At 72.5% G+C, this 25,312-nt stretch carries 19 protein-coding genes; 4 read left to right on the forward strand and 15 right to left on the reverse strand.

All coding sequences use genetic code 11. The annotated features are described in order from the left end of the window. Positions 1 to 44 precede the first annotated feature (44 nt). Positions 45 to 851 (reverse strand): hypothetical protein, encoded by an 807-nt coding sequence (locus ABLE53_RS21660; RefSeq protein ID WP_348861225.1) that lies wholly within the window; start codon positions 849 to 851, stop codon positions 45 to 47. Between the two features lie 79 nt (positions 852 to 930). Here ABLE53_RS21660 and ABLE53_RS21665 point away from each other — a divergent pair, with 79 nt between their 5' ends. Further along, positions 931 to 1,824 (forward strand): HhH-GPD family protein, encoded by an 894-nt coding sequence (locus ABLE53_RS21665; protein WP_348861226.1) that lies wholly within the window; start codon positions 931 to 933, stop codon positions 1,822 to 1,824. A gap of 124 nt (positions 1,825 to 1,948) precedes the next feature. Here the strand turns inward: ABLE53_RS21665 and ABLE53_RS21670 are convergent, their stop codons facing one another. The 7 genes from ABLE53_RS21670 to ABLE53_RS21700 form a co-directional block, all read right to left on the reverse strand. Then, on the reverse strand, positions 1,949 to 4,537 hold the full coding sequence (locus ABLE53_RS21670; protein WP_348861227.1) for an ATP-dependent Clp protease ATP-binding subunit: 2,589 nt from the start codon (positions 4,535 to 4,537) through the stop codon (positions 1,949 to 1,951). A gap of 188 nt (positions 4,538 to 4,725) precedes the next feature. After that, positions 4,726 to 5,055 (reverse strand): histone-like nucleoid-structuring protein Lsr2, encoded by a 330-nt coding sequence (locus tag ABLE53_RS21675; protein WP_348861228.1) that lies wholly within the window; start codon positions 5,053 to 5,055, stop codon positions 4,726 to 4,728. Positions 5,056 to 5,180: 125 nt separating this feature from the next. Then, positions 5,181 to 5,960, reverse strand: coding sequence for a type III pantothenate kinase (locus tag ABLE53_RS21680; RefSeq protein ID WP_348861229.1), 780 nt, complete (start codon positions 5,958 to 5,960; stop codon positions 5,181 to 5,183). Between the two features lie 11 nt (positions 5,961 to 5,971). Next, complete coding sequence (nadC, locus tag ABLE53_RS21685) at positions 5,972 to 6,901, reverse strand: carboxylating nicotinate-nucleotide diphosphorylase (RefSeq protein ID WP_348861230.1); 930 nt, start codon at positions 6,899 to 6,901, stop codon at positions 5,972 to 5,974. Beyond that, positions 6,898 to 8,613: an L-aspartate oxidase gene (locus ABLE53_RS21690; protein ID WP_348861231.1), complete on the reverse strand. Its 1,716-nt coding sequence runs from the start codon at positions 8,611 to 8,613 to the stop codon at positions 6,898 to 6,900. The genes nadC and ABLE53_RS21690 overlap by 4 nt, the downstream gene beginning before the upstream one ends. Before the next feature lie 22 nt (positions 8,614 to 8,635). Next, positions 8,636 to 9,517 (reverse strand): pantoate--beta-alanine ligase, encoded by an 882-nt coding sequence (panC, locus tag ABLE53_RS21695; RefSeq protein ID WP_348861232.1) that lies wholly within the window; start codon positions 9,515 to 9,517, stop codon positions 8,636 to 8,638. Further along, on the reverse strand, positions 9,514 to 10,449 hold the full coding sequence (locus tag ABLE53_RS21700; protein ID WP_348861233.1) for a Rossmann-like and DUF2520 domain-containing protein: 936 nt from the start codon (positions 10,447 to 10,449) through the stop codon (positions 9,514 to 9,516). The genes panC and ABLE53_RS21700 overlap by 4 nt, the downstream gene beginning before the upstream one ends. A gap of 209 nt (positions 10,450 to 10,658) precedes the next feature. Between ABLE53_RS21700 and ABLE53_RS21705 the strand changes: the two genes are divergently transcribed. After that, positions 10,659 to 11,342 carry a sulfotransferase family 2 domain-containing protein gene (locus ABLE53_RS21705; protein ID WP_348861234.1) on the forward strand — a complete coding sequence of 228 codons (684 nt, stop codon included), beginning with the start codon at positions 10,659 to 10,661 and terminating at the stop codon, positions 11,340 to 11,342. A 19-nt stretch (positions 11,343 to 11,361) separates the two neighbouring features. Here ABLE53_RS21705 and ABLE53_RS21710 read toward each other — a convergent pair whose 3' ends face one another. Beyond that, positions 11,362 to 12,159: a sulfotransferase gene (locus ABLE53_RS21710; RefSeq protein ID WP_348861235.1), complete on the reverse strand. Its 798-nt coding sequence runs from the start codon at positions 12,157 to 12,159 to the stop codon at positions 11,362 to 11,364. A 99-nt stretch (positions 12,160 to 12,258) separates the two neighbouring features. Here ABLE53_RS21710 and ABLE53_RS21715 point away from each other — a divergent pair, with 99 nt between their 5' ends. Beyond that, positions 12,259 to 15,774, forward strand: a complete 3,516-nt coding sequence (locus ABLE53_RS21715; RefSeq protein ID WP_348861236.1) for a bifunctional glycosyltransferase/CDP-glycerol:glycerophosphate glycerophosphotransferase — start codon at positions 12,259 to 12,261, stop codon at positions 15,772 to 15,774. Continuing rightward, positions 15,771 to 16,904 (forward strand): glycosyltransferase family 2 protein, encoded by a 1,134-nt coding sequence (locus ABLE53_RS21720; protein ID WP_348861237.1) that lies wholly within the window; start codon positions 15,771 to 15,773, stop codon positions 16,902 to 16,904. Before ABLE53_RS21715 ends, ABLE53_RS21720 begins: the two co-directional genes overlap by 4 nt. Positions 16,905 to 17,039: 135 nt before the next feature. Here ABLE53_RS21720 and ABLE53_RS21725 read toward each other — a convergent pair whose 3' ends face one another. From ABLE53_RS21725 to ABLE53_RS21750, 6 genes are all read right to left on the reverse strand, one after another. Further along, positions 17,040 to 18,725: a glycosyltransferase family 61 protein gene (locus tag ABLE53_RS21725; protein WP_348861238.1), complete on the reverse strand. Its 1,686-nt coding sequence runs from the start codon at positions 18,723 to 18,725 to the stop codon at positions 17,040 to 17,042. Between the two features lie 92 nt (positions 18,726 to 18,817). Next, positions 18,818 to 20,551 (reverse strand): glycosyltransferase family 61 protein, encoded by a 1,734-nt coding sequence (locus ABLE53_RS21730; protein ID WP_348861239.1) that lies wholly within the window; start codon positions 20,549 to 20,551, stop codon positions 18,818 to 18,820. Between the two features lie 13 nt (positions 20,552 to 20,564). Then, positions 20,565 to 21,083 carry a hypothetical protein gene (locus tag ABLE53_RS21735; RefSeq protein WP_348861240.1) on the reverse strand — a complete coding sequence of 173 codons (519 nt, stop codon included), beginning with the start codon at positions 21,081 to 21,083 and terminating at the stop codon, positions 20,565 to 20,567. After that, positions 21,083 to 21,832, reverse strand: coding sequence for a class I SAM-dependent methyltransferase (locus ABLE53_RS21740; protein ID WP_348861241.1), 750 nt, complete (start codon positions 21,830 to 21,832; stop codon positions 21,083 to 21,085). The genes ABLE53_RS21735 and ABLE53_RS21740 overlap by 1 nt, the downstream gene beginning before the upstream one ends. A gap of 94 nt (positions 21,833 to 21,926) precedes the next feature. Next, positions 21,927 to 24,671 (reverse strand): glycosyltransferase, encoded by a 2,745-nt coding sequence (locus ABLE53_RS21745; protein WP_348861242.1) that lies wholly within the window; start codon positions 24,669 to 24,671, stop codon positions 21,927 to 21,929. Positions 24,672 to 24,741: 70 nt separating this feature from the next. Then, complete coding sequence (locus ABLE53_RS21750; protein WP_348861243.1) at positions 24,742 to 25,278, reverse strand: hypothetical protein; 537 nt, start codon at positions 25,276 to 25,278, stop codon at positions 24,742 to 24,744. Positions 25,279 to 25,312: the final 34 nt, after the last annotated feature.

Genomic DNA, 25,312 nt, shown 5'->3' on the forward strand with positions numbered 1-25,312 from the left:
GCCGTCTGCCGGCACCGTCGGCGCCGTCAACACGGTCAGCGACGTCAGCGCAGGAGCGGTGTGGAGTCGCTGCCCGCCGTCGTACGCCCGTCGGTGCCGGTCGCGGACGGGCTGTCCGACGGGCTGGCGGACGTGCTCGCGCTCCCGGACGGCGCGGCCGAGGTGGTCGGCGTGGGGGTCGACCCGGGGACGGCGAGCTCGAACGTCGCCTCGGTGGGCTCGCCGCCGAGCGCGGCGGCGACGACGCGGTAGGTGCCGGCCCTCGCCCACGGCGTGTGGACCGAGCAGGAGTCGTCGGAGCGGTGGCCGAGCCAGGTGAGCGGGAAGTTGGTCGGGGTGTCGCGGTAGACCGTCAGGTCGGCGGCCGGGACCGCCTGCGGGCAGTCGACCGTCGACCAGACCGTGGCGCCCCCGGCGCCGCTGATCCTGACCTGGAGGCTGTCCGAGGAGGCATGCCAGGTGCACGCCGGGCTCTCCTCGGTCTGCAGCTGGAGCATGACGGTGACCGGGCTGGCGGCGTACGCGTTGGTGACGGTCGGCGTCACCTTGAGATCGGACGGCGCGCAGTCACCCGAGGGGGTGGGCAGCGCCGTCGAGGTCGGGGCGGTGGCGTTGCTGTGCTGGCCGCGCCACGTCTGTGGCGGCGCGGACGAGCCGCTGGGCGAGACGGTCACCGTCACCGTCGGGCTCGCGTCGGCGGCGACGTCGGTGGCGGCATGGCCGGAGCTGCCGTCGCTGCCGAGGCCGAGGAGCTTCGCGATCACCACGACCAGCAGGAGTGCGAGCGTCAGCACCACCAGCCGGCGGCGCCAGTAGACCGAGGACGGGAGAGACCCGCGAGTCAGCGCCATGGGGAGACCGTAACCAGCCGGAAACCCCGATCCGGGGTGCCACTCCGTGCGCTCGCGGATGCGGGCAGAATCACCCGTGATGACCAGCGCGACCCCAGATCTCGACACCCGGCTCCGGGAGCCGATCCTGCAGTGGTACGACGCCAATGCCCGCGACCTGCCGTGGCGGGCGGCGACCGCGACGCCGTGGTCGGTGATGGTCAGCGAGTTCATGCTGCAGCAGACCCCGGTCGCGCGCGTGCTGCCGGTCCACGAGGCCTGGCTGGAGCGCTGGGCCACACCGCCGGCACTGGCCGAGGCGCCGACCGGTGAGGCCGTCCGGGCGTGGGGGCGACTGGGCTACCCGCGGCGGGCGCTCCGCCTCCACGCGGCCGCCGTGGCGATCGTCGAGCGGCACGGCGGGGAGGTCCCGAGCGACTACGACGCGCTGAGGGCGCTCCCCGGCGTCGGCGACTACACCGCCGCCGCCGTCGCCTCGTTCGCCTATCGACGCCGCCACATCGTCCTCGACACCAATGTCAGGAGGGTGCTCGCCCGCCTCGTCGGGGGCGAGGAGCTGCCTGCCCCGTCGGTCACGAAGGCCGAGCGAACCCGCGCCGAGGCGCTGCTGCCCGAGGACGCCCCGACGGCGGCCACCTGGTCGGTCGCCCTGATGGAGCTCGGCGCATTGGTGTGCACCGCGGCCGGGCCGGCTTGCGAGCGATGCCCCGTCGTCTCCTCCTGCGCGTGGCACGCCGCCGGCCGCCCGGCGTACGACGGGCCCGTGCGGAAGGTACAGACCTGGGCCGGCACCGACCGGCAGTGCCGCGGTCGCCTGCTCGCGCTGCTGCGCGACAGCGACGGCCCCGTCCACCGCAGCTCCCTCGACGCCGCGTGGGCCGACGCCGCGCAGCGCGAGCGCGCCCTCGCCGGCCTGCTCGAGGACCGGCTCGCCGTACGGGTGGGGCCGGAGACGTACGCCCTGCCGGGGTAGTCCGGGACGGTTGACAGGGCTTACTCACGGGTAACCCCTGAGGACCGTCCCGGACTATCCCGCCGCGACAGACGACAGCGCCCCGGCCCATCAGGACCGGGGCGCTGCTCGTCAGACCGAGTGGTCAGTCGTTGTCGCCGGAGCTGCCAGCGTCAGTCGAGCCCTCGTTGGAGCCCTTGTCGGAGGCGGAGTCGCCCTCGCCGACCGTGGCCGTCTCGAACGGCGGCAGGTCGGGGATGGTCGACTGCTTCTGGCCCTTGAAGGTGAAGGTCGCGGTCGGACCCTCGCCCTCGACGTCGACCAGGACCAGCTCGCCGGCACCGACCTCGCCGTAGAGCATCTTCTCGGCGAGGACGTCCTCGATCTCCCGCTGGACCGTACGCCGCAGCGGGCGGGCGCCCAGCACCGGGTCGAAGCCCCGCTCGGCGAGCAGCTTCTTGGCCGTGGGCGTGAGCTCGATGGCCATGTCGCGGTCCTTCAGCCGGGTCTCCACCGCGCCGATCATGTTGTCGACCATCGAGATGATCTGCTCCTGCGACAGCGGCGGGAACACGATGACCTCGTCGACACGGTTGAGGAACTCCGGACGGAAGTGCTGCTTGAGCTCGTCGGAGACCTTCGCCTTCATCCGCTCGTAGTTTCCGGCGGCGTCGTTGGCCTGGCTGAAACCGAGGTTGACCGACTTGGCGATATCGCGCGTGCCGAGGTTGGTCGTCATGATGATGACGGTGTTCTTGAAGTCCACGACCCGGCCCTGGGAGTCGGTCAGGCGACCTTCCTCCAGGATCTGCAGCAGGCTGTTGAAGATATCCGGGTGGGCCTTCTCGACCTCGTCGAAAAGGACGACCGAGAACGGCTTGCGGCGCACCTTCTCGGTGAGCTGGCCGCCCTCCTCGTAACCGACGTAGCCCGGAGGCGAGCCGAAGAGCCGCGAGACGGTGTGCTTCTCGCCGAACTCGGACATGTCGAGCTGGATCAGGGCGTCCTCGTCGCCGAAGAGGAACTCGGCGAGGGTCTTGGACAGCCACGTCTTACCGACACCGGACGGGCCGGCGAAGATGAACGAGCCGCCCGGACGCTTCGGGTCCTTCAGGCCGGCGCGCGTACGCCGGATGGCGCGGCTGAGCGCCTTGACCGCCTCGTCCTGGCCGATGACCCGCTTGTGGAGCTCGTCCTCCATCTTGAGGAGCCGGCTGGACTCCTCCTCGGAGAGCTTCACGATCGGGATGCCGGTCGCCACGGCGAGCACCTCGGCGATCAGCTCCTCGTCGACCTCGGCGATCTCGTCCATGTCGCCCGCACGCCAGGCCTTCTCGCGCTCGGACTTCTTCGCGATGAGCTGCTTCTCCTCGTCGCGGAGCTTCGCAGCGGCCTCGAAGTCCTGGCCGTCGATGGCGGCCTCCTTGCGCTGGCGTACGTCGGAGATCTTCTCGTCGTACTCCCGCAGGTCGGCGGGCGCCGTCATCCGGCGGATCCGCAGCCGCGACCCGGCCTCGTCGATGAGGTCGATGGCCTTGTCGGGCAGGAACCGGTCGGAGATGTAGCGGTCGGCGAGGGTCGCCGCCGAGACCAGCGCCTCGTCGGTGATCGTCACCCGGTGGTGGGCCTCGTAGCGGTCGCGCAGCCCCTTGAGCATCTCGATCGTGTCGGCGATCGACGGCTCGGGGACCTGGATCGGCTGGAAGCGGCGCTCCAGCGCGGCGTCCTTCTCGAGGTACTTGCGGTACTCGTCGAGCGTGGTCGCGCCGATGGTCTGCAGCTCGCCGCGGGCCAGCATCGGCTTGAGGATGCTGGCGGCGTCGATCGCGCCCTCGGCCGCGCCGGCGCCGACGAGGGTGTGGATCTCGTCGATGAACAGCACGATGTCGCCGCGGGTGCGGATCTCCTTGAGCACCTTCTTGAGGCGCTCCTCGAAGTCACCGCGGTAGCGGCTCCCGGCGACCAGGGCGCCGAGGTCGAGGGTGTAGATCTGCTTGTCCTTCAGCGTCTCGGGCACGTTGCCCTTGACGATGTCCTGGGCGAGCCCCTCGACGATGGTCGTCTTGCCGACGCCCGGCTCCCCGATGAGCACCGGGTTGTTCTTCGTACGACGGGAGAGGACCTGCATCACGCGCTCGATCTGCATCTCCCGGCCGATGACGGGATCGAGCTTGCCCTCTCTGGCGTCCTGGGTGAGATTCCTCCCGAACTGGTCGAGCACGAGGCTCGAGCTCGGCGCCTCGGAGGAGCCGCCCGCGGTCGCGGCGGCGCCGGACTGCGACTGGCCCTCCTTGCCCTGGAAGCCGGAGAGCAGCTGGATCACCTGCTGGCGGACCCGGTTGAGGTCGGCGCCCAGCTTCTGCAGGACCTGGGCCGCGACGCCCTCGCCCTCACGGATGAGGCCGAGCAGGATGTGCTCGGTGCCGATGTAGGAGTGGCCGAGCTGCAGCGCCTCGCGCAGGGACAGCTCGAGCACCTTCTTGGCGCGCGGGGTGAACGGGATGTGGCCGGAGGGCGCCTGCTGGCCCTGGCCGATGATCTCCTCGACCTGGGCCCGGACGGCCTCGAGAGAGATGTCGAGCGACTCCAGCGCCTTGGCGGCTACGCCCTCCCCCTCGTGGATGAGCCCGAGCAGGATGTGCTCCGTGCCGATGTAGTTGTGGGACAGCATGCGGGCCTCTTCTTGGGCCAGCACGACTACCCGGCGAGCTCGGTCTGTGAACCGCTCGAACATGCGCATCGCTCCTCAAAACTAGGGGTGAGGCGTCACCCGGGTCTTCCGTAGGCCCGGGAGGCGGCCTCGAGGGACTACAACCCCGCTGACAGCCTACGCGTTCCGCGAAGCCCGATGTTTTCCGTGCGCTCAGAGCGAACACGCGGGGAGCGAGTGACGGGCGGTCCGGGCCGCGCCCGCGGCGCGGCTCAGTGGGCGGCGTCGTACGCCGACTTCACCTCGGCGGGGATGCGACCGCGGTCGGGGACGGTGTAGCCGTTGTCACGCGCCCACTCCCGCACCTCCTTGGGGCTCGCGCCCCCGGCGGAGGGAGACGTACGCCGCCCCCCGCGGCGGCCCGACGACGAGGCCTTGCGCGCGTGGCCGATGTAGACGGCCAGGGCGTCGCGCAGCTTCGCGGCGTTCGCGTCGTTGAGGTCGATCTCGTAGGACGTGCCGTCAAGGGCGAAGGAGACGGTCTCGGTGGCCTCCGAGCCGTCGAGGTCGTCCTCGAGAATGATCTGGACCTTCTGCGCCATCGAATGGATTTCCTCTCGCGTGGGCGAATGTGTCGCGGAATTCTTGGAAGCGCATTGATCATGACATAACGGATAAGCACGCCGCGAACCGAACCGACGCGAAAACCTGAAAGGGAAGTAAAAAGTCAGGTGTTGCGCCGGAAAATGAGCTCCAAACCCTGCAGCGTGAGCCAGGGGGAATGCGCGGTGAAACACGTGCACTCGTCGATGACGAGCCCCGCGAGATATCCGGTCGCAATCACATTCACGTCCCCGCGCGGGGCGCCGAGCGCGGCGACCATCCGCCCGACGATCCCCTCCACCTGGGCGGCGACGCCGAAGACCATTCCCGACTGCACCGCCTCGACGGTGTTCTTCGCGATCACCGATCGCGGCCGCACGATCTCGACCTTCCGCAGCTGGGCGCCGCGGCGGCCGAGCGCCTCGAGGGAGATCTCGATCCCCGGTGCGATCGCCCCGCCGACGTACTCCCCGGACGGGGAGACCACGTCGAAGGTGGTCGCGGTGCCGCCGAAGTCGACGACGATCGCCGGCCCACCGTGCAGGCGAGCGGCGGCGAGCGCGTTGGCGATCCGGTCGGTGCCGACCTCGCGGGGGTTGTCCATGAGGATGGGTACGCCGGTCCGCACCCCCGGCTCGACGATGACGTACGGCACTCCGGGCCCGACGAGGTGGCGCGCCAGCATGTCCCGCCACTCGTGCAGCACCGACGGCACCGTCGCACACACCACGATGCCGTCGATCGCGTCCCAGTGCTCCTCGAGAAGGCCGTGGAGGAGGATGGGCCACTCGTCGGAGGTGCGCCGCTCGTCGGTCATCACCCGCCAGTCGGCCGACACCGTCCCGTCCTCGACCAGGCCCAGGACGGTGTGGCTGTTGCCGATGTCGACCGCGAGGAGGGGCATCAGATCTGCCCTCATCCCTCGCTGAGGTCCAGGCCGAGGTCGAAGACCCTCACCGAGTGGGTCAGCGCGCCGACGGAGATGAGGTCGACGCCCGTCTCGGCGACCTCGCGCGCCCGCTCGAGGGTGAGCCCGCCGGACGCCTCGAGGGTCGCTCGCCCCGCGGTCATCTCCACGGCGGCACGCATCTGCTCGGTCGTCATGTTGTCGAGCAGGATCCTCTCGCAGCCGGCATCGAGCAGCTCCTTGAGCTCCTCGAGCGTGGTCACCTCGACCTCGACCGGCAGATCGGGGTAGGCCCGCCTGACGGCGTCGTACGCCGGCACCACGCCGCCCGCGGCGACCACGTGGTTGTCCTTGACCAGCGCCATGTCGGAGAGCGAGAAGCGGTGGTTGACCCCGCCGCCGCAGCGGACGGCGTACTTCTCCAGATCGCGGAGACCCGGCAGCGTCTTGCGCGTGTCGAGCACCTTCGCGTTCGTCCCGTCGAGGGCGGCCACCCAGCGGGCGGTCGCGGTGGCGACGCCGGACAGGTGGGAGGCGTAGTTGAGCGCGGTCCGCTCCGCGGTGAGGAGACCCCGCGTCTGGCCGGCGACCCGCATGACGACGTCGCCGGGGGCGACCCGGGCGCCGTCGGGGACCCGGTCGGTGACGGTGACGGTGTCACCCATGACGTAGTGGAAGACGAGGGCGGCGAGGCCGAGCCCGGCGACCACGCCCTCCTCGCGGGCGGCGAAGACGCCGACGCCGGTCGCCTCGGGCGGGATCGTCGCCATCGAGGTGACGTCCTCGCTCGGCATCTCACCGGGTCCCGCGGCGGGCAGGTCCTCGTCGAGCGCGAGCTCCACGGCGTCGTAGACCGCGCCGGCGTCGAGCCCGGCCGCGGTCAGCTCCGCCACCAGGTCGGCCGGGAGCCTGTCGAACGGGACGCGCTGGATGCTCATGGCTCGCTCCATCTCAGGGTCGTGGCGCCGTCGGCCATCGTCGTGTCGACGTGACCGGCGAAGCGCTCGTCGTCGCGGTCGGGGAAGTCGTCGCGCCAGTGCGAGCCGCGGGTCTCCTCGCGGGCCAGCGCCGCCTCGGCGAGCGCCAGCGAGACGGTGAGCAGGTTGGTCGTCTCCCACGCGGCCGGGTCGATCGTCTCGGCGCGCTGCTCGGCGAGCTTGCCGAGCCGCTCGAGGGCCTCGGCAAGTCCCTCCGCGTTGCGCAGGACGCCGGCCCGTGAGGTCATCACCTCCTGCAGCTCGGCGCGTACGCCGCCGGGCACCAGCCCCACGGACCCTCCGTGCCACTCGGGCTCGGCGAGCGGGCGCAGCTCCGCGGGCAGGACCTCCGCGATCCGCCGCGAGAAGACCAGTCCCTCGAGCAGGCTGTTGGACGCCAGCCGGTTGGCCCCGTGGACACCGCTGCAGGCGACCTCGCCGGTGGCGTACAGCCCCGGCACGCTCGACCGTCCCCACAGGTCGGTGCGGACCCCGCCGGAGGCGTAGTGGCACGCGGGCGCCACCGGGATCAGGTCGGTGACGGGGTCGATGCCGTGGGCCCTGCACGAGGCCAGGATCGTCGGGAAGCGGCGCTCCCAGAAGGCGCGGCCGAGGTGGCGGGCGTCGAGCCACATGTGAGGCCGGCCCATGTGGCGTCGGTCGCTTCGCTCCCCGCCCGCTGACGCATCGAGCATCCGCCGCATGATCGCCTTGGAGACGACGTCGCGCGGCGCCAGGTCGGCGAGCTCGTGCAGCCCCTGCATGAAGCGGTCGCCCTCCCAGTCGACGAGGAACGCGCCCTCGCCGCGGACCGCCTCGGAGATCAGCGGCTGCTGGCCGCGCGAGTCCGGACCGAGCCACATCACGGTGGGGTGGAACTGCACGAACTCCAGGTCCCGCAGCTCGGCGCCCGCCCGGAGTGCGATGGCCATGCCGTCGGCGGTCGAGACCGACGGGTTGGTGGTCTGGGAGAAGACCTGGCCGAGGCCGCCGGATGCGAGGACCACGGCGCGTGCCCGGACGAGCCCGACGCCGTCCCCGTCTCCCTCCCCCATCACGTGGATGGTGAGCCCGGCGACGCCGCCATCGGCCGCGGTCACCAGGTCGACGACCATCGCGTGCTCGAAGACCAGGATCCGGCCTCGGTCGCTTCGCTCCCCGCCCGCGTGCGCGTACGGCGCGCGCCTGACCGCCTCGACCAGTGCCCGCTGGATCTCGGCCCCGGTCGCGTCGCCGTGGGCGTGGGCGATCCGGTCGCGGTGGTGGCCGCCCTCCCGGGTGAGGGAGAGGTTGCCGTCGGGGTCCTTGTCGAAGTTCGCGCCCCAGTCGATGAGCTCCTGCACGGCGGCCGGGCCCTCCGTGACGAGCACGCGTACGGCGTCCGGGTCGCACGCGCCGGCGCCCGCGACCAGGGTGTCCGCCTCGTGCTGCTCCGGGGTGTCCTCGGGGCCGAGCGCTGCGGCGATGCCGCCCTGCGCCCACTGGGTCGACCCCGCGTTGAGGACGTCCTTGGTGACGACGGCGACCCGCTCGACCTGACCGCGCAGCCGCAGCGCCGCGGTGAGGCCGGCGATCCCGCTGCCGACGACGATCACGTCCACCCACTCCGTCCAGCCGGGGTCGCGGGCCGACAGCAGCCCGGGGACCGTCCCGGGGATCGTGTCGATGGTCACCGCCGAAGGCTACTTCGCCCCGTCACCCGCCGATGACGAGGTCCATGTTGTCGATCAGCCTGGTGGTCTGCCCCGAGGTCGAGCCCAGCCGGGCGGCGATGAGGATGCGCGCCGGCGTCCCGGCGGGTGCGTCGGCGGGCAGCTCGTGCAGGTCGAGGTCGGTGATCACGAGGTAGTCGAGGTCGACGCCGTGCGCCGACCGCAGCTCCGCGCGAGCGGCGTCGAGGGCCGGGCAGACGCCGTACGCCGCCTCCGCGCGGGCGGCGTAGAGCGCCCGGCTCAGGGCGACGGCGGCGGGCCGCTGATCGCCGTCGAGGTAGCGGTTGCGGCTGGAGAGCGCGAGCCCGTCAGGCTCTCGCTTCGTGGGCGCACCGACGACCTCGGTGGCCATGCACAGGTCGGCCGCCATCCGGCGTACGAGGACCAGCTGCTGGTAGTCCTTCTCTCCGAAGACCGCCAGGTCGGGCCTCACCAGGCCGAACAGCTTCGCCACGACCGTGAGCATCCCGCGGAAGTGGCCGGGGCGCGTGCGCCCCTCGAGCACGGTGCCGAGCGGGCCGGGCTCGACGGTCACCTGCGGGTCGCCGCCGGGGTAGACCTCGTCCACCGATGGCGCGAAGACGATGTCGACGCCCTCCGCCTCGCACACGGCGAGGTCGGCCTCGAGGCTGCGCGGGTAGCGGTCGAGGTCCTCCCCCGGTCCGAACTGCAGCGGGTTGACGAAGATCGACACGACGACCGGACCGCCGGCGACCCGCTCGCGGGCCGCGCGCATGAGGCTCGCGTGGCCCTCGTGGAGCGCGCCCATCGTCGGGACGAGGGCGACCAGGTGCCCCTCCGCCCGGGCGGCTGCGAGCAGCTTGGCGAGCTCCTCGCGGGTGCTGGCGACGACGGGGAGGGTCATCGGGACCTCCGGGTCGTCTCGACGGGTTCATTGTCCGGAACCGGGTCCAGCAGCGCGGCGATCCGGCGGGCGCGGATCGGCAGCAGCCGCCCGTCGGAGACCGCCCGGTCGAGGGTGGCCCGCGCCAGGGCGACGTAGGACGGCACCGTCTGCGGGGCGTTGGCGCCGAGGTCCTCGAGGTGGGCGGCGACCGTGCCGGCGTCGCCGCGCACGATCGGCCCGGTCAGCGCGGCGTCGCCGCGGGCCAGCGCGTTGTCGAGGGCGGCGGTGAGCAGCGGCCGCAGGGTGCCGGCGGGGTCGCTCGCGCCGGCGGCGGCGAGGATCTCCATCGCCTCGGTCACCAGCGTGACGAGGTGGTTGGCGCCGTGGGCGAGGCCCGCGTGGTAGAGCGTGCGCATCTCCTCGGGCACCCACATCGCGCTGCCGCCGAGGTCGGCGACGACGGCCTCGGCGAAGGCCCGGTCGGCGGGGGTCGCGGCGGTGAGGCCGACGACGCAGCCCGGCAGTCGCCGCAGGTCGACGGCGGTGCCGCTGAACGTCATCGCCGGGTGCAGCGCCACCGCGTGCGCGCCGACGGCCCGCGCGGGAGCGAGCACGGCCAGCCCGTGACGCCCCGACGTGTGCACGACGTACTGCCCCTCGCGGAGCGCGCCCGCGTCCGCGAGCGTGGTGACGACGTTGCCCAGCATGTCGTCGGGGACGGTCACGAGGAGCACGTCGCAGGACCGCGCGACGGCGGTCGGCTTGGCGACGGGTACGCCGGGGAGCAGCGCGGCGACGCGCTCACGGGAGGCGTCCGACTCACCGGACACCGAGACGATCTCGTCGCCGACGGCGCGCAGCGCGGCGGCGAGGACGGCACCGACGCGTCCGGCGCCGATCACACCCACCCGACGCCCGGGCCGGGGACCGCCCGTGGACTGGGGTTCCATGTTGCTGACCTTTCGTTCCAGTCCCTCCGGCCGCCCCGCGCGCGTACGACGCGTACGAGCGGCGGGGCCGGGATGGGTACCGGACGTCGTGCCTGCGACGCCGGCGGATGCCGATGCCGCCGTCCACGCTACTTCGCTGCGTAACGAGCGAGAAACATCGCTTCCGGTGGCGTGGGTCACAGGCCGGAGCGACACCCTAGGGTGTGCCCGTGCCCATCTTCACCAAGGACGACCGAGCCGTGCTGTTCGTGCACGTGCCGAAGACGGGCGGGACCACCCTGGAGCGGCTGATGATCCGCGCCGGGTGGTCGATGGGGCTGCACGCCACCCCCTCGACGGAGCCGCCCGAGCACTTCCGGATGCGCCGCTGCTCGCCGCAGCACTACCACGGCGCCCTGCTGCAGGAGCTGCTCCACGTACGCCGCTTCGAGCTGCGCTTCCTCGTCGTACGCGACCCGGTCGCGCGGTTCCGCTCCGAGTACGCCTTCCGCCGCAGCGAGCCCGGCGCCGGCTCGGCCGAGGCCGTCAACGCGTGGGCGAAGGAGTCGCTCGACCGCTGGCCGGTCAGCCCGTACCTGCGCGACAACCACCTGCGGCCCCAGCACGAGTTCCTCGTTCCGGACACCGAGGTCTACCGCCTCGAGGACGGGCTCGACGCGATCGTCGAGCACCTCAACGACACCTTCGGACTCGGCCTCGGCTCCCCGAGCGGCATCAGGCGCTTCAAGCACAGCGGCGCCCAGAACACCCTCGCCAGCTCCGACGTCGAGATCGACGCCGCCCTCGACGCCCGCCTGCGCGAGTTCTACGCCCGGGACTTCGAGGTCTTCGGGTACGCCGGCGCGCCCGAGCCCCGGGGCGCCCCGCCCCACAGGCTCCACCGCCTCGCCTGACTGCGGCTCGCTGAGGCCCTCAGTACGAGTGCCGGGTCTCCATGACCGCCCGGAGCCGCGCCTCGTCGTACTCCTCGCCCAGCCAGGCGAACAGCCCCTTGAGCACGGAGGGGTCGGCGACGTAGTCGTCGAAGTGGACCCGGTAGGCGGCGTCGCCCAGTGCCTCGGCCGCGGAGAGCTGGAGGTTCTCGATCCGGGCGACCTCGGCGAGTTGGCCGTCGTAGTCCTTGCCGGCCCAGCCGCCGCCCTTCTTCTGCCAGCTCCGGACGACCTCCTCGTGCGAGCGGGTGTTGAAGACGAACCGGGCGCCGGGGAAGAGCTCGGTGAGGAACTCGAGGTACTGCTGCAGGTCCGAGCTCTGCCAGCGGATCTCCTTGAACCCGGTGACCCGGGTGTCAGGCTCGGGCCGGAGCAGCGTGTCGAGGACCAGTGCGCGCAGCTCACGGAGCGCGACCCGGCGCGGGTAGCCGTCGAGCCCGAACCAGGGATGGGTCGGGTCGGTCGGCACCTTCTTGCGGACCGACTGGGGCCGCTCGGTGATGAGCCGGTAGTGCTTGTAGAGGTGGTAGACCGAGCCGGCGTTCTCGCCGCGGATCAGCCACCCCGGCGTCGCGTCGAGCATGCCCTGCAGCAGGGTCGAGCCGCTGCGCCCGTAGGTGACGATGAAGACGTACGACAGGTCGTCGCGCGCCGGGCGGCGCTCGGCGTCGAGCTGGCGCCGCAGTCGCTCCACCTCGGCGGCGAGCTCGTCGCGCTGACGGAGAAGCCGCGACACCGCCGGCAGTCGGTCGGCGATCCGCCTCCTCAACGCGCTCATCGGCTCCCGTCCCGATTGTCCCTGGTCTGGCGCGGTCACACTACACTCGGCGTTTGCATGGAGTTTTCCGGAGGGTTCCTGGCTTTGATACGACCGCAGATGGCCCGACGGCTGGGCTCCCTCGCCACACGGGCCGCGCGGGGCGGACCCCGCCGGGTCGCCCGCGCGCTGGGCTACCGGCCGCGGCCGATGCTCAGTGTCGTCGTCCCCGTCTACAACGTCGAGCACTGGGTCGGCGCGGCGCTCGACAGCATCCTCGGACAGTCCTTCCGCGACCTCGAGGTGATCGTGGTCGACGACGGCTCCCCCGACGGGTCGATCGACGTCGTACGCCGCATCGCCGCCCGGGATCCACGGATCCGGATCGTGCGGAAGCAGAACGCCGGGCTGGGAGCCGCGCGCAACACGGGCCTCGAGCACGTCCGCGGGACGTACGTCGCCTTCGCCGACTCCGACGACCTCGTCATGCCGGGGACGTACGACGCGATGGTCGGCCTGCTGGAGCGCACCGGCTCCGACTTCGTGACCGGGGCGTTCGAGCGCGGCGAGGAGGAGACCGCGACCCGGCCGCGCTGGGTCAGGCGGCTCACCCGCCGGACGCGCACGGGCCTGCGGATCGAGGACGAGCCCTGGGCCCTGCTCGACATCACCTCGTGGAACAAGGTCTTCCGGCGCAGCTTCATCGAGGAGCACGGGCTCCGGTTCGACGAGGGGGTGCGCTACGAGGACCAGGTCCCGATCACGCGCGCCTACCTCTCGGCCACGTTCGACATCCTCGACAAGACCGTCTACCTGTGGCGGACGCGCCACGACGGCACCTCGATCACCCAGCAGAAGAGCACGCTCGCCGACCTCTCCGACCGCCTGCGCAGCCAGGAGGGCTGCGCGCGGCTGGTGCGGGACGCGCCCCAGGAGATCCGTGAGACCTGGTTCGTGAAGCTGCTCGACTACGACCTGCCGAGCTACGTGCAGGCGGCGCTCTCCGGCAACGCCGAGTACGCCGACGCCGTACGCGCCCGGCTGGCCGCGCTCCGCGCGGAGATCCCGGAGGATCTCTGGGCGCGCATCCAGTTCCGCAACCGGGTGACCTCGTGGGCGCTGAGCCACGGCGAGCTCGACGTCGCCCTGGCGCTGCGTGTGTGGTTCCAGCGGCACCGACAGGGCCTGCCGATCGCGGTCCGCGACGGCGTCCCCGTCTTCGAGCTGCCCGCGGACGTCGTCGGCGATGCGCTCCCCGACTCCCTCCATCGGGTCGAGCAGGTCGACGTCGTGCCCCAGGTCCACCTGCTCTCCGTCGCCTGGGAGGGTGACGAGCTGGTGCTGCGCGGCTCGGCGTACCTCCTCCACGTCACCGGCGACTACGCGCCGCACGAGCTGAGCCTGCACCTGCGGGTGGAGGGCCGCGACGTCGAGATCGAGGTCCCGGTCACGAGGTACGCCGACGAGCGGCTCGACGACGTCGCGCAGCGCGCGTTCGAGGACCGCACCGGGTCCGGCTTCGAGGCGCGCATCGACGCCCAGAAGCTCGCGGAGGTCGTCCCGGCCGGCCAGCAGGAGCTGGTGCTCGACTTCCACCACACCCAAGGCGCCTTCGCGCAGGACTCCGACCTCACCAGCGTGCTCGGGATGGGCCCGGGCGGAGTGCGCGACGGCCGCGTCGTCGCCGACCGCCTGGTCCGGCTCACCGGCAACACCCAGATCGGCCACCGGCTCGCGGTCCACGACCACTGGGCCCTCACCGCCGGGCAGCGGGTCGTCGACGGCCGGGTCGAGCTGACCGTCGCGGGGCCGCTGCGCGACCCGATCCGGCGACTGACCCGCGGCTCGCAGACCGGACGCGACGAGACGGCCGGCACCGTCACCGTGCAGATCGAACCGGAGAAGCCCGACTTCCTCGACGCCGTGCTGCAGTCCGGCCGGCGGCTGCCGGTGCTCTGGAACGAGGAGCCCAACATCCTCGGCGGTCCCTACGGCGGCTTCGTCCGGCGCGGTCCCGGGCAGCGGGTGCGGTGCGGCAACCTCCGTCCCGCCGTGTCGGTGACCGGTGTCGAGGTGATCCCGGAGGACCCGTCGCACCTGCTACTGCACGGCACCAGCCTCGGCGCCGAGGGGCTCCGGCTGCGACTGATGAGCCCCCGTGCCGGCGCCGTCCCGAGCGAGAAGCTGCCCAACGGCGACTTCACGCTGCGGCTGCCCGTCGTACGCGAGGCGTGGAGCCTCGGCGAGACGGCGCTGCCGGCGGGCCGCTACTCGCTCGCGCTGGCCCGGTCGCGCAAGAAGCCCCGCCCGATCGACGACTCCACGGTCGAGGTGGCCACCAGCCTGCGGAGCACCGGGCCCTACGACGTCGAGATCGGCGGTCAGCCGCTCCGGATCGGCGTCACCGGCGCGTGGAACCTGCTCGTGGTGAGCTCGCCGCTGGGGCCCGGGACCGGCAGCGCGCGCACACAACGCCGGCTGCGTGACGAGTACGCCGCCGCGCGGACCCGGCCGCGGCTGCCGGTCGCGCTCATCGAGACGTTCAAGGGCCGGATGGCCGGCGACTCCCCGGCCGCGATCGCCCGCGAGCTGCTGCTGCGCCGGGCGGCGGGCGCCGACGGCGTCCCGGAGCCGGTGTTCAGCGTGCACGACCTGTCCGTGGCGGTCCCGCCCGGCGTACGCAAGGTGGTGAGGTTCAGCCCCGAGTGGTACGACCTGCTCGGCCGGGCGTCCTACATCGTCAACAACGACAACTTCCCCTGGTTCTTCTCGAAGGCGGAGGGCCAGGTCTACGTCCAGACGTGGCACGGCACTCCGCTGAAGCGGATCGCGAAGGACATCGACGACCCGCAGCTGATCCCGGTGGCCTACATGAAGACGATGGACGCCGAGGCGGCCACGTGGGACTACCTGGTCTCGCCGAGCCCGTACTGCAGCGAGATCCTGCCCGGCGCGTTCGGGTACGACGGCCCGCTCCTCGAGCTCGGCTATCCGCGCAACGACGCGCTGCTGACCGCCGACGCGGACCGGGTCCGCGCCGAGGTGCGGGCGAAGCTCGGCATCAAGGACGGCAGGCGGGTCGTCCTCTACGCCCCGACGTGGCGCGACGTCGACGCCAAGGTGCTCTACCTCGACCCCGCCAAGCTGGTCGAGGAGGTGCCCGACACCGTCCTGCTCGTCCGCGGTCACGTCAACACCTCCGACAGCGACGCGATCGGGCCGGCGGCGCGCGGGAGGATCCGCGACGTCACGCTCTATCCCGACATCAACGACCTGTTCCTCGCCAGCGACGTGCTGGTGACCGACTACTCCTCGGTGATGTTCGACTTCGCGCTGCTGGACCGGCCGCAGGTCTTCCTGGTGCCCGACCTGGACGAGTACCGCGGCGACGTACGCGGCTTCTACCTCGACCTCGAGGAGATCGCCCCCGGCCCGATCTGCCGCGACGACGACGCGCTCATCGCCCACCTGCGGGCGGGCGAGGCCGCCGACGAGCCCTACCGCGAGGCGCGGGCCCGGTTCCGCGAGCGGTTCGCGCCGTGGGACGACGGGCTGGCCACGAAGCGGGTTGTCGACGCGATGCTCGGCGGGGGGCCGACGTCGCTGGTGCGCGACACCGGCACAATCGACGCGTGAGGCTGTTCCGGGCCCGGCCGCGGGTGGTGGCGCCCCTCGTCGGCGTCGTCGTCCCGGCCTACGACGTCGCGGCGCTGCTCCCCGCCTGCCTCGACGGCGTCCTGGGGCAGACCCACCGCGAGCTGCGCGTCGTGGTCGTCGACGACGGCTCGCCCGACGAGTCCGGGGAGATCGCGGAGTCGTACGCGGCCCGCGACGAGCGGGTCAGCGTCGTCCACACCGACAACCACGGCCTCGGCGCGGCCCGCAACGAGGGGCTGCGGCGACTGCTGGGCGAGGCGGAGGTCGACTACGTCGCCTTCGCCGACTCCGACGACGTCGTACCTCCCGATGCGTACGCCACCCTGGTGCGGACGCTCGAGCGGACGGGCTCGGACCTCGCCACCGGCTCGATCCTGCGCTGGTCGGCGAGTGAAGCGGACGGCGAGCGGCTGACCGAGCCGGGCTGGATGCGCCGCTTCCACGACCCGGCTCGGCTGCGCACGACCGCCGCCGAGCACCCCCGCATCCTGGGCGACGTGTTCGCCTGGAACAAGCTCTACCGGCGTACGTTCTGGGAGGCCGCCGGCCTCTCATGGCCGGAGGGGGTGCGCTACGAGGATCAGCCGACGCTGACCCGCGCCTACCTCGCCGCGGAGGCGTTCGACGTCCTCCCCGACATCGTCTACCACTGGCGGGTCCGCACCGACGGCACCTCGATCACCCAGCAGCGCTCCTCGGTCGCCGACCTGCGCGACCGGCATCTGACCAAGCGGGACTCGCTCGACACCGTCGAGGCGTACGTCGCCGCGGGCGGCTCCCCAGAGGTCCGCGAGGTCTTCCTCCGCGAGGTGCTGCCGGGCGACCTGCACCGCTACTTCGCCGAGATCCCCGGCTGCACGGACGAGTGGTGGGCCCTGCTCGTCGCCATGGTGCGGGACCTGTGGGCCGGCCGGTCGCTCGCGGACACCACGATGACGCCCGTCCAGCGGCTCACCGGCTGGCTGGTCGAGCACGACGACCGGCCTCGCGCCACCGCCGTCATGGCCTGGGTCGCCGAGCACCGCCGTCCGCTCCCGCGCACCGGGGAGTACGTCGAGGTCCCCGGGGTCGATCTCGCCGACGTCGACCCGGCCGCACTGCGGGTCTGACGCGCTAGTCGCCGACCGCCGGCGGCTGCTCGTCTAGGTATGCAGCCGAGCGGTCACTTCCCTGGCGGAACTCCGCGGGGGAAGTGAGTGTTTGCCTGCATACCTTGACGAACAGCCACCCCGGGACCGCCGGCCTCAGCCGCCGACCGCCTTCTCCAGCTCGTCGCCGTTGCGGGCGAAGTCGAACGCCCAGGACGCCTTGAAGGCCTCGTCGCTGTAGCGCCCGTCGGGGTGGGTGACGTCGGGCGCCGACCAGAAGTAGTGCTCGTCGGCGCCGAGGAGGGAGCAGAACATGTGCTCGTTGCGGGCGATGTAGGCCTCGTGGTTGAGCACGATGAGCTTCTCGAGCGCCCGGGAGTGGACGACGTTGAACATCCCGGAGCCGCCGAAGCCGGCCACCACCTTCGCCTTGCGGAAGAGGTGGACCTGCTCGCCCAGCGAGTGCCGCTCCGGGTAGACGATCTCGAACCCGCGGTCGGCGAACCACTCCTCGACCTCGGGCTGGTTGCGGCACCGGCGGTTCTCGGCGCCCTCGCCACGGGAGACGAAGACCCGCTCGTGCGGCTCGCCGCCGTCGGGATCGCCGCCGGTGAATCCGCGCGCCAGCCGCTCGTAGGTGTCGAGCATGCCGGGGTGGACGTAGTACGGCTCGTGCTGGTGCCACATCGGCGTCGCGGAGACGACCGACTCCAGCAGGACCGGCTCGTCGACCTTGACGATGTCGTCCGGGGAGATGCCGTAGGCCTCGAAGACGCGCTCCTCGAGCGTCACCTCGGGCGGGTCGACGAGGCCGCGGTGGACGAGCACCTTGAGGTCGGGGACGGCCCGCTTGGCGGCGTCCCAGCCCCACAGCCGCGAGACGACCTCCGCCATCACGTGGCCGAAGTGGTGGGCGAAGGTGCTCTCCAGCTGGTAGTAGCTGCCCGGAAGCGGCTCCGGCAGCCGGCCGGGACGCAGCCGCGTCCAGCGGTCGCCGACGTTGTCCAGGAAGGGGTGCCGGACCGTGGAGGAGAGGTGGAAGCGGAAGGAGTCGGGGAGCACGGTGTTGCCGGCGTACATCAGCGTGCGGCCGCGGGCCACCACCGGCCCCTCGTAGTGGCGCAGCGTCAGCCGCGGATAGGCGTAGCGGGTCGGGAACTCGGAGCTGTGCTCGCCGTGGCTGTGGACCACCGAGTCGGAGACCAGCTCGCCGGCCTGCTGCTCGGCGAGGATCCGCACCGAGACGTCCGGCTCGCGGGCGGGCAGCAGGTCGACGACCTCGGCCTCGCGCAGCGCCAGCAGGTGCCGGCCGCGCTTCGTGACGGCGACGTACGCACGCTCGACGTCGTACGCGGGCAGCGACTCGGCCAGGTCGCGCTCGCCACGCGTGGCGGCTCCCTCCGTGAGCGAGTCGAGCCAGTCGACGAGATCGGAGGCGTCGCCAGTGGCGTGGCGCCGGTCGACGAGGAACCGGCCGCTGTTGCGCAGCGACCGGTAGGTGCGCCGGACCAGGTCCGGCAGGCTGCAGGACCGGCCGCCCTCCCCCTCCAGGCGGTCGGTCAGGCAGACGACGGCGTCGAGCGTCCCCAGCCGGCGTACGACGCGGGGCAGGTCGGTCGCCTCGGTGACGACGGTGACCCGGTCCGCGGCGAGGTGCTCGCGCCACGACGCCACCGCCTCGGCCTGGTCGGGCCGGGCGAGCAGCAGGATCCGCCGGTCGGTGCCGGCGCCGAGCGCCTCCTCCGGCGAGGGGCCGGCCAGCCGCCTGCCCAGTCGATGACCCAGTCGATGACCCAGCCGTCGGCCCAGGCCGCCCCTGACCACCGGTCCGGTCTGGCTCACCCTTGCGTCTCCTCGGTCCTGTGCTGGTGTCGCGGTCCGGTGGTCCAGCCTGTCGAGACCACCGACGCTCGGACGGCTCAACGTACAGCCACTCAGCGCAGCTGCCTGTCCAGCTCCGCTGCGTGCTGCTCGAAGTCGAACGCCCACGAGCCCTGGTAGGCGGCGTAGTCGAACCTGCCCTCGGCAGGGACATTGTCCGGGGCCGACCAGAAGAAGTGCGCCTCGACCCCGAGCATCGCGGCGTACAGCAGCTCGTTGCGGGCGATGTAGGCCTCGTGGCCGAGCACGACGACCTTCTCGGCGTTATGGGAGTACATCAGGTTGAACATCGCCGACCCGGCGAACCCCGCGATCACCTTCGCGCCCCGGAAGAGGTGGACCTGGTCGGGCAGCGACAGCCGCTCGGGTACGACGACGGCGTAGCCACGCTCGGCGAAGAACGCCTCGACCTCGGGCTGGTTGCGGCACACCCGGTTGCGCGCGCCCTCGCCGCGGGAGACGAAGATCTTCTCGGGGACGTCCGACCCGACGTCGGCGCCCCGCAGGAAGCCGTCGGCCAGCCGGTCCCAGGTCTCCTGGATCCCCGGGTGGACGTAGTGCGGCTGCGCGTTGTGCCACATGGGCGTGGAGGCGACGGCCGAGCGGATCTCGACCGGTCCCTCCGACCACACCACGTCGTCCGCGGCGATGCCGTACGCACCGAAGAAGGCCTTCTCCAGCGCGGCCCCGGTGCGTCGGCCGGGGAGCTGGACGAATAGGACCTTCAGGTCGGGGACCGCCTGCTTGGCGGCGTCCCAGCCCCACAGCCGCGAGACCACCTCGGTGGTGAGGTGGCCGAAGTGACCGGTGTGGACGCTGTCGAGGACGTAGTAGCTGCCCTCGAGGCTCCGTTTCGGCAGGTAGCGCGAGTCGATCCGGCCCCAGGGGCCGCCGACGTTGCGGAGGTTCGGGTTGTGGAGCTGCTTGCCGAGGTGCCAGCGGAAGGAGTCCGGCAGGACGGTGTGGCCGGTCCAGAGCAGCATCCGGCCGCCGAGCGCGATCGGACCCTCGTAGTGGCGGCACTCGAGCTGCGGGTACGCGATCGCGTCGAGGTCCGGCTCGTTCCCGCCACCGTGGTGGACCACCGGTGCCGCGATGGCCAGCCGGCCTGCCGGCCGCCGGTCGAGCGACGTCACCGTGACATCGGGCTCGCGCATCGCGAGGATCCGGTCGGTGTTGCGCTCGTCGCGCAGCTTGTAGAAGTGCTCGCTCCGCTTCGTGACGGCGACCATCTCGCGGGTCAGCAGGACGTCGCCGACGGAGCGCTCGAGCTCGGAGCCCTCGCCTAGCTGCGCGTCACCGCTCACCGCGAGCAGCCGGAGCAGCTCGTCGGTCTCCGGTGCCGCCTCGCCGACGGCCCGGCGGTCGACGAGGTAGAGCCCGTCGCGCTTCACCGTGCGGAAGACGCCATTGAACACGCCCAGCCGGGTCGAGGTGCCGGGCAGTCCCGCCTTCGACACGAGGTCGACCACGACGTCGAGGGCCGGCATCCGGTGGGCCTTGGACGCGGGGCTTCCGTTCCACTCCCGGTAGTGCGCACCGCGCTCCGCGAGGTGCCACTCCGGGGCCTCCTCGACCGAGAGGACGTAGACGTCGTCGTCGCTGAAGAGGTCGAGCCAGCGCTTCACGACGTCGGTCTGGGCGACGTCGGTGATCAGGAGCACCGTGCGGCCCCGGCCGCGTCCGGCGTACTCCTCCGGGGCGGGTGTCGCGCGGCCGACGGGAGCGGGCTTCGGTTCCGGCGGGGCGGCCCCCGGGTCCGGAGTACGACGGCGGAGGAACCTCACGATCCCCACCATGTCACGAGCGCAGCCGCGCCGTCCGGGACCTCGCCGCCCTCACGACCCGGCCCGCCACGCGGCGCGCGCGGGCCGTGGCGGTCCGAGCGTTGCTGGTGAGGTTGGCCCGGAGCAGGTCGACGTCGACGCTCACCGCACGACGGGGCGCGACCGGCTCCGGCGGCTCCATCCGGGTCCGGGGCGACGGGCCGGTGACGAGCGAGACGAGCAGCGGCGGCGGGCCGGCGACCACCCGGGCCTCGAGCGGCTGCCACCGCTCCCCCTGGCGTACGGCGAGCTGCCAGACGCCGCGGGGCAGCCGGCGCGGCTCGGTCAGCTCGACGGTGACTCCGCCGCCGTCGGCGGTCACCTTCGCGGGTGCCCGGCGGCCACGGCCGTCGCTGCGGAAGCGGACCTCGGCGGCACCCTCGACGAGCGCGCTGCCGGGCAGCCGGACGACGACGTGGACGCCGCCCTCGACCCGGTGGGCGTAGCTGAGCGTCTCGTCGACCGGCAGCGCCGTGGGAGTGGGGGCGGGCATCAGGCGGCCGCCTTCCCGGTCAGGCCGGCGGACTCGAGCGCACGGCGTACGGCGGCCGACGCCTGCGCCCGGGGCTGCCGGCGCGCGGCGACGAGCGTCTCCCAGATCGGCGCGTCCACGAGCCGCTCGGCGGGGATCGCGCGCGCCCGGGTCAGGTAGGCCTCGGGGACCGGCTGCGGGTCGGGCGTGACGTAGGACGGGACGATCCGGTCGTAGGCGCGGGTGAGGACGCGGCTGGTCGGGTCCGGGTTGAGCACGACGAGGGTGCCGGTCGGCTCGGTGTCGAGCTCGAGCAGGACCAGGTCGGGGCGGAGCTCACGGATCGTGTCGACCGCCTTGTAGACGTCGCCGGCCCACGCGTGCGAGGCCCGCTTGCGGTTGGCCTCGACGACGTTGCGCGGCAGGACGTCGTCGAAGACGACCACGCTGCCGGGGTGGCAGAACCGCTCGGTGTTGACGAAGTCGCGCAGGGCGTACTCCGCCTGGTGCATCCCGTCGATGAAGGCCAGGTCGACGATCGGCTCGGGGAAGTGGGCGAAGGGGTGCTCGCGGGCGAAGAACTCGTCGCTGGTGGTGCGGACGAGGTGGAGGTCGCACTGCACCTCGTACTGGACCTCGTAGACCGGGTCCACCGCCACCGTCGACGTGCGGCTCAGCTCGAGACTACCGCCGGTGCGCACACCGACCTCGAAGTAGGTGCGGGGCCGCAGCAGCTCGTGCAGCCTCGTGAGCAGCGCGTGGCGTTTCATCGAGCTCCTTCTCATGCTCCCGGGTCGACCGGGGTCTTCGTGATCTGGCGCGTGGTTCGGACCATACCCGACGGCGTGGCGGGCCGATTGCGGCTCAGCCGGCGGCGAGGGGACGCAGTCGCTGCCTGCGCACGGCGACCCTTTCGGCGTACTCCCGCCAGAGGTCGCCGTGCGGGACGAGACCGGGGTCCCACGGCTTCCCGGCGCCGGCGTAGTGGACGATCCGCGCGCCGGCGACCCGCTCGTGCAGGGCGTAGGTGTTCCACCGGTCGTCGAGGCGCGCGTAGCCGTCGCCGGTGTAGTAGTTGAGGATGTCCTGGTCGTTGAAGCCCCACTTCCCGGCCAGCGGCACGAACTCCTCGGCGAAGCGGTCGGCCCGCAGCCGGGCGAGGTCGAGGACGAGGACTCCGGCGTTGAACGTCCGGAAGTCGAACCGGTGGCGCTGCGCGACCATGCGGCGGAGGTCGGCGGCGCGCTCGGCGGTCAGCGAGTCGCCGGCCTTCCACCACTGGTCGAACGCCGACTGCGTCCCGATGCGCGCCGCCAGCGGCGCGCCGCGCAGCTCGGTGCGGGCCAGCTCCGCGACGTCGTCGAGCGTCACGGTGTCGACGTCGAGGTAGACCGCCCGGTCCAGCTCGGGGAGGGCCTCGGCCACCAGCAGCCGGTCCATCGTCGCGATGCTGATGTGGCGCAGCATCCGGGTGATCTCGCCGTAGTCGACGTGGTCGAAGCCGAGGAAGGTGATCGCCAGGTCCGGGAAGAGGGCCGCAATCTCCTCGCGGGTCTCGGCGGAGAACCCGCGTTCGGTGATCCACAGCCGCACGGGGCCCGACGCGTGGGCGAGCATCGACTCGATCGTCACCGGCAGCAGCCGGGCGAAGTTGGCGTCGCTGCTCATGATGACCTCGGTCGCGTCGGCCGCCGCCGGCGGGCCGAAGGAGTGGCTCGCCGCGCGGATCCGGTCGAGCGCGGCCGGCAGGTCGTACGCCGGCCGCGGCTCCGCCGACGGCGCCGCGAGCCGGTCCCGGGCCTGGGCGACGAGCGGCTCGGTCAGCGTCCGCCAACGCGCGTAGACCTCGTTCTTCGGGGCCCGGGCGAGCACCAGCGGCCAGATCTCCGCGATCAGTCCGCGGATGCGGTCGCGCATGGCGACGAACTCGGGCGCGTCGGGCTTCATCCCCAGCAGGCCGTCGAAGCGGGCGTCACCGGCCTTGCGCGGCTTGAACCCGACGACGATGCCGAGCGACGTCGCCGGCAGGTAGGAGTGCAGCCGGCTCGTGACGACCCGCCGGTAGGTGCGCTGGTAGCGCTCGAGCAGCGCCATGGCGGTTCGTACGCCGTCGTCGAGGCCGGCCACGCGGTGCTCCGGGCCGATGTGGGTGAGGACCTCGTACTCCCTCTTGATCCCCCGCAGCTGCCACGGCTGCAGGTCGACGGCGGCGACGATCCGGGGGCGGCGTACCTCCTCGGGCGGCGGGTCGGGCAGCACCGCGTCGACCGTCGTGGTCAGGCATCCGGAGAAGAACGCCTCCACGCCCGCCGCGAGGAGCAGGTCGACGGTCGCGTGGTCACGGCAGCCGATCGGCCCGTGGTCGCGCAGGTAGGCGACCGTCGCCTCGTCGAGCGCGGCGAGCGAGCTGAGGTGGAAGGAGAGGAAGATCGGGTTGAGGTGGGGGTGGTACGGCAGCCCGTGGCCGACCGCGAAGGTCGAGTGCAGGTGCCAGCCGAAGGCGAGCGCCCAGGTGTCGGGCGGCAGCTGGTCACCGGTGCTGAAGTCGCGGCTCACCGGGAGCAGGTGGACCTGCGCGTCCCCGCCCGGCAGCTCCAGCTCGGGCCGGACCCGGCCCTGCAGCATGCTCGCCAGCTCGCCGAGACCCTCGGTTCCGGTGAACCGGGTGCCTCGGAACCGCACCAGGTTCCCGAGCATGGCGAGGGTCTGCACGTAGTCGCCGACGTTGCGCGACGACCGCCCGAAGTCGGGCTGGTAGTAGTCGAGCACGCCCACCGGGATCGCCCCCGACGGCACCTGCGGCGCCGGTGCGGGGTGGGTCCAGCGGCGCAGGTTGCGGAGCAGGCCCGTGTCGGCCTCGCTCGATTCGGACCGGACCAGGGTCTCTGCATGCTCGACCAGCCGGCCTGCGAGCTTCTCCTGGCCGCTGACGAGGAACCTCCCGGCCAGCCCGACGACGGCGGTCAGGTCAGCGGCACGGGGCCCGTCCGCTGCGTCGAGGACCGCCTCGGCGATCACCGTCGCGGCGTCGTCGTGGCCGGTCCGCAGTGCGCAGGTGGCAGCCTCGACCGGGGCGAGCTCGGCGAGTGTGGCCGGGTCGATGCCGTCGAACTCCTGCCAGCCGAGCTCGAAGCTGCCGGCGTGGAAGAAGATCTGGCCCAGTCCGATCCGGCGCTGCTCGTCGGTGGCACGGTCGGGGGTCATGCCGAGGAGGAACGCCCGTGCGTCGTGGCTGAGCCCGCGCTCGCAGAGCGCGCTCACGGTGGCGGCCTGCGCACGCTGGACCGAGACCCCCGTGCTGACCCGCGCGGCGAACTCGGAGAGGGCCCTGACCCGGCGTACGTCCGTCGCGAGCTGGCGGGCCAGATCGGGGTCGTACGCCGGCTCCTCGGGCGTCCTCTCCGGTCCCCACATCGCGCGGACGAGGGTCTTGTAGAGCCGCCCGAACCGCGGGTCCGCCTCAGGCGGGGGCTGCAGCGTCGTAGCGGGTTCGGCGACGGGTTCGGCGACGGGCTTGGCGACCGGCGGGGTGGTGGGCTCGGCGGGCGTCGGCGTGGCCGGCTGCGCCGGCGCCAGGGCCCTGTGGCGGCCACGGGATCGGAAGAACACAGCTGGAATATAACCCGATCCAGTTACTGGACTTTGAATCGACACCATGGCGACGCCGGGGCGTCCGCGGTCAGGCGCTCTGCGTGTTGCGCCAGGCGGTGTGAGCGGCGCGCTCGGCGTCGAGCTCGGCACGGACGACGTCGAGCTCCTGCTCCAGCTCGGAGACCCGCAGGATCGCCTCGGCGGCACGGGCCTCGGCCTCGTCCAGCTTGGCCTGCACGGCCTCGCCGTTGCGCTCCGCCTGGGCAGCGCGACGGGCCTCGTCGCCGCGGGCGCGGATCGCCTCGGCGGCACGCTGGTGGGCGGCGGCGAGCGCCGCCTCGAGGTCGGCGACGATCCGCTGGCGGTCCTCGAGCTTGGCGTTCATCGTCTCGATGAACTGCTGGTTCTCGGCGGCCCGCTCCTCGGTCATCCGACGGTAGGCCTGCGCCTGCTCCGCGCGGTCGCGGGCGGCGTCGCGGCGCGAGGCGAGGAGCTCGGAGTGGGTGATCTTGGTGGCCGCGGCGCCGAGGACGACGGCGAGCACGGCGGCGAGGGTCACCAGCAGCCACGAGCCCGTGGCCGCCGCGACCATCACCGCGAGGGCGGCAACCACGAGCAGTGTCACAGCGACGGTCAGGCGCGTGTTGCGCTGGCGCCGA

The sequence above is a fragment of the Nocardioides asiaticus genome (assembly GCF_040049175.1).
GTDB lineage: Bacteria > Actinomycetota > Actinomycetes > Propionibacteriales > Nocardioidaceae > Nocardioides > Nocardioides cheoyonin.

Excerpts from the sequence above, each read along its gene's own strand:
- nadC (WP_348861230.1), bottom strand. The coding sequence starts at position 6,901 with ATGAGCATCCAGCGCGTCCCGTTCGACAGGCTCCCGGCCGACCTGGTG.
- ABLE53_RS21715 (WP_348861236.1), top strand. The coding sequence starts at position 12,259 with ATGGCCCGACGGCTGGGCTCCCTCGCCACACGGGCCGCGCGGGGCGGA.
- ABLE53_RS21670 (WP_348861227.1), bottom strand. The coding sequence starts at position 4,537 with ATGTTCGAGCGGTTCACAGACCGAGCTCGCCGGGTAGTCGTGCTGGCC.
- ABLE53_RS21735 (WP_348861240.1), bottom strand. The coding sequence starts at position 21,083 with ATGCCCGCCCCCACTCCCACGGCGCTGCCGGTCGACGAGACGCTCAGC.
- ABLE53_RS21680 (WP_348861229.1), bottom strand. The coding sequence starts at position 5,960 with ATGCCCCTCCTCGCGGTCGACATCGGCAACAGCCACACCGTCCTGGGC.
- ABLE53_RS21665 (WP_348861226.1), top strand. The coding sequence starts at position 931 with ATGACCAGCGCGACCCCAGATCTCGACACCCGGCTCCGGGAGCCGATC.
- ABLE53_RS21700 (WP_348861233.1), bottom strand. The coding sequence starts at position 10,449 with ATGGAACCCCAGTCCACGGGCGGTCCCCGGCCCGGGCGTCGGGTGGGT.
- ABLE53_RS21675 (WP_348861228.1), bottom strand. The coding sequence starts at position 5,055 with ATGGCGCAGAAGGTCCAGATCATTCTCGAGGACGACCTCGACGGCTCG.
- ABLE53_RS21660 (WP_348861225.1), bottom strand. The coding sequence starts at position 851 with ATGGCGCTGACTCGCGGGTCTCTCCCGTCCTCGGTCTACTGGCGCCGC.
- ABLE53_RS21740 (WP_348861241.1), bottom strand. The coding sequence starts at position 21,832 with ATGAAACGCCACGCGCTGCTCACGAGGCTGCACGAGCTGCTGCGGCCC.
- ABLE53_RS21710 (WP_348861235.1), bottom strand. The coding sequence starts at position 12,159 with ATGAGCGCGTTGAGGAGGCGGATCGCCGACCGACTGCCGGCGGTGTCG.
- panC (WP_348861232.1), bottom strand. The coding sequence starts at position 9,517 with ATGACCCTCCCCGTCGTCGCCAGCACCCGCGAGGAGCTCGCCAAGCTG.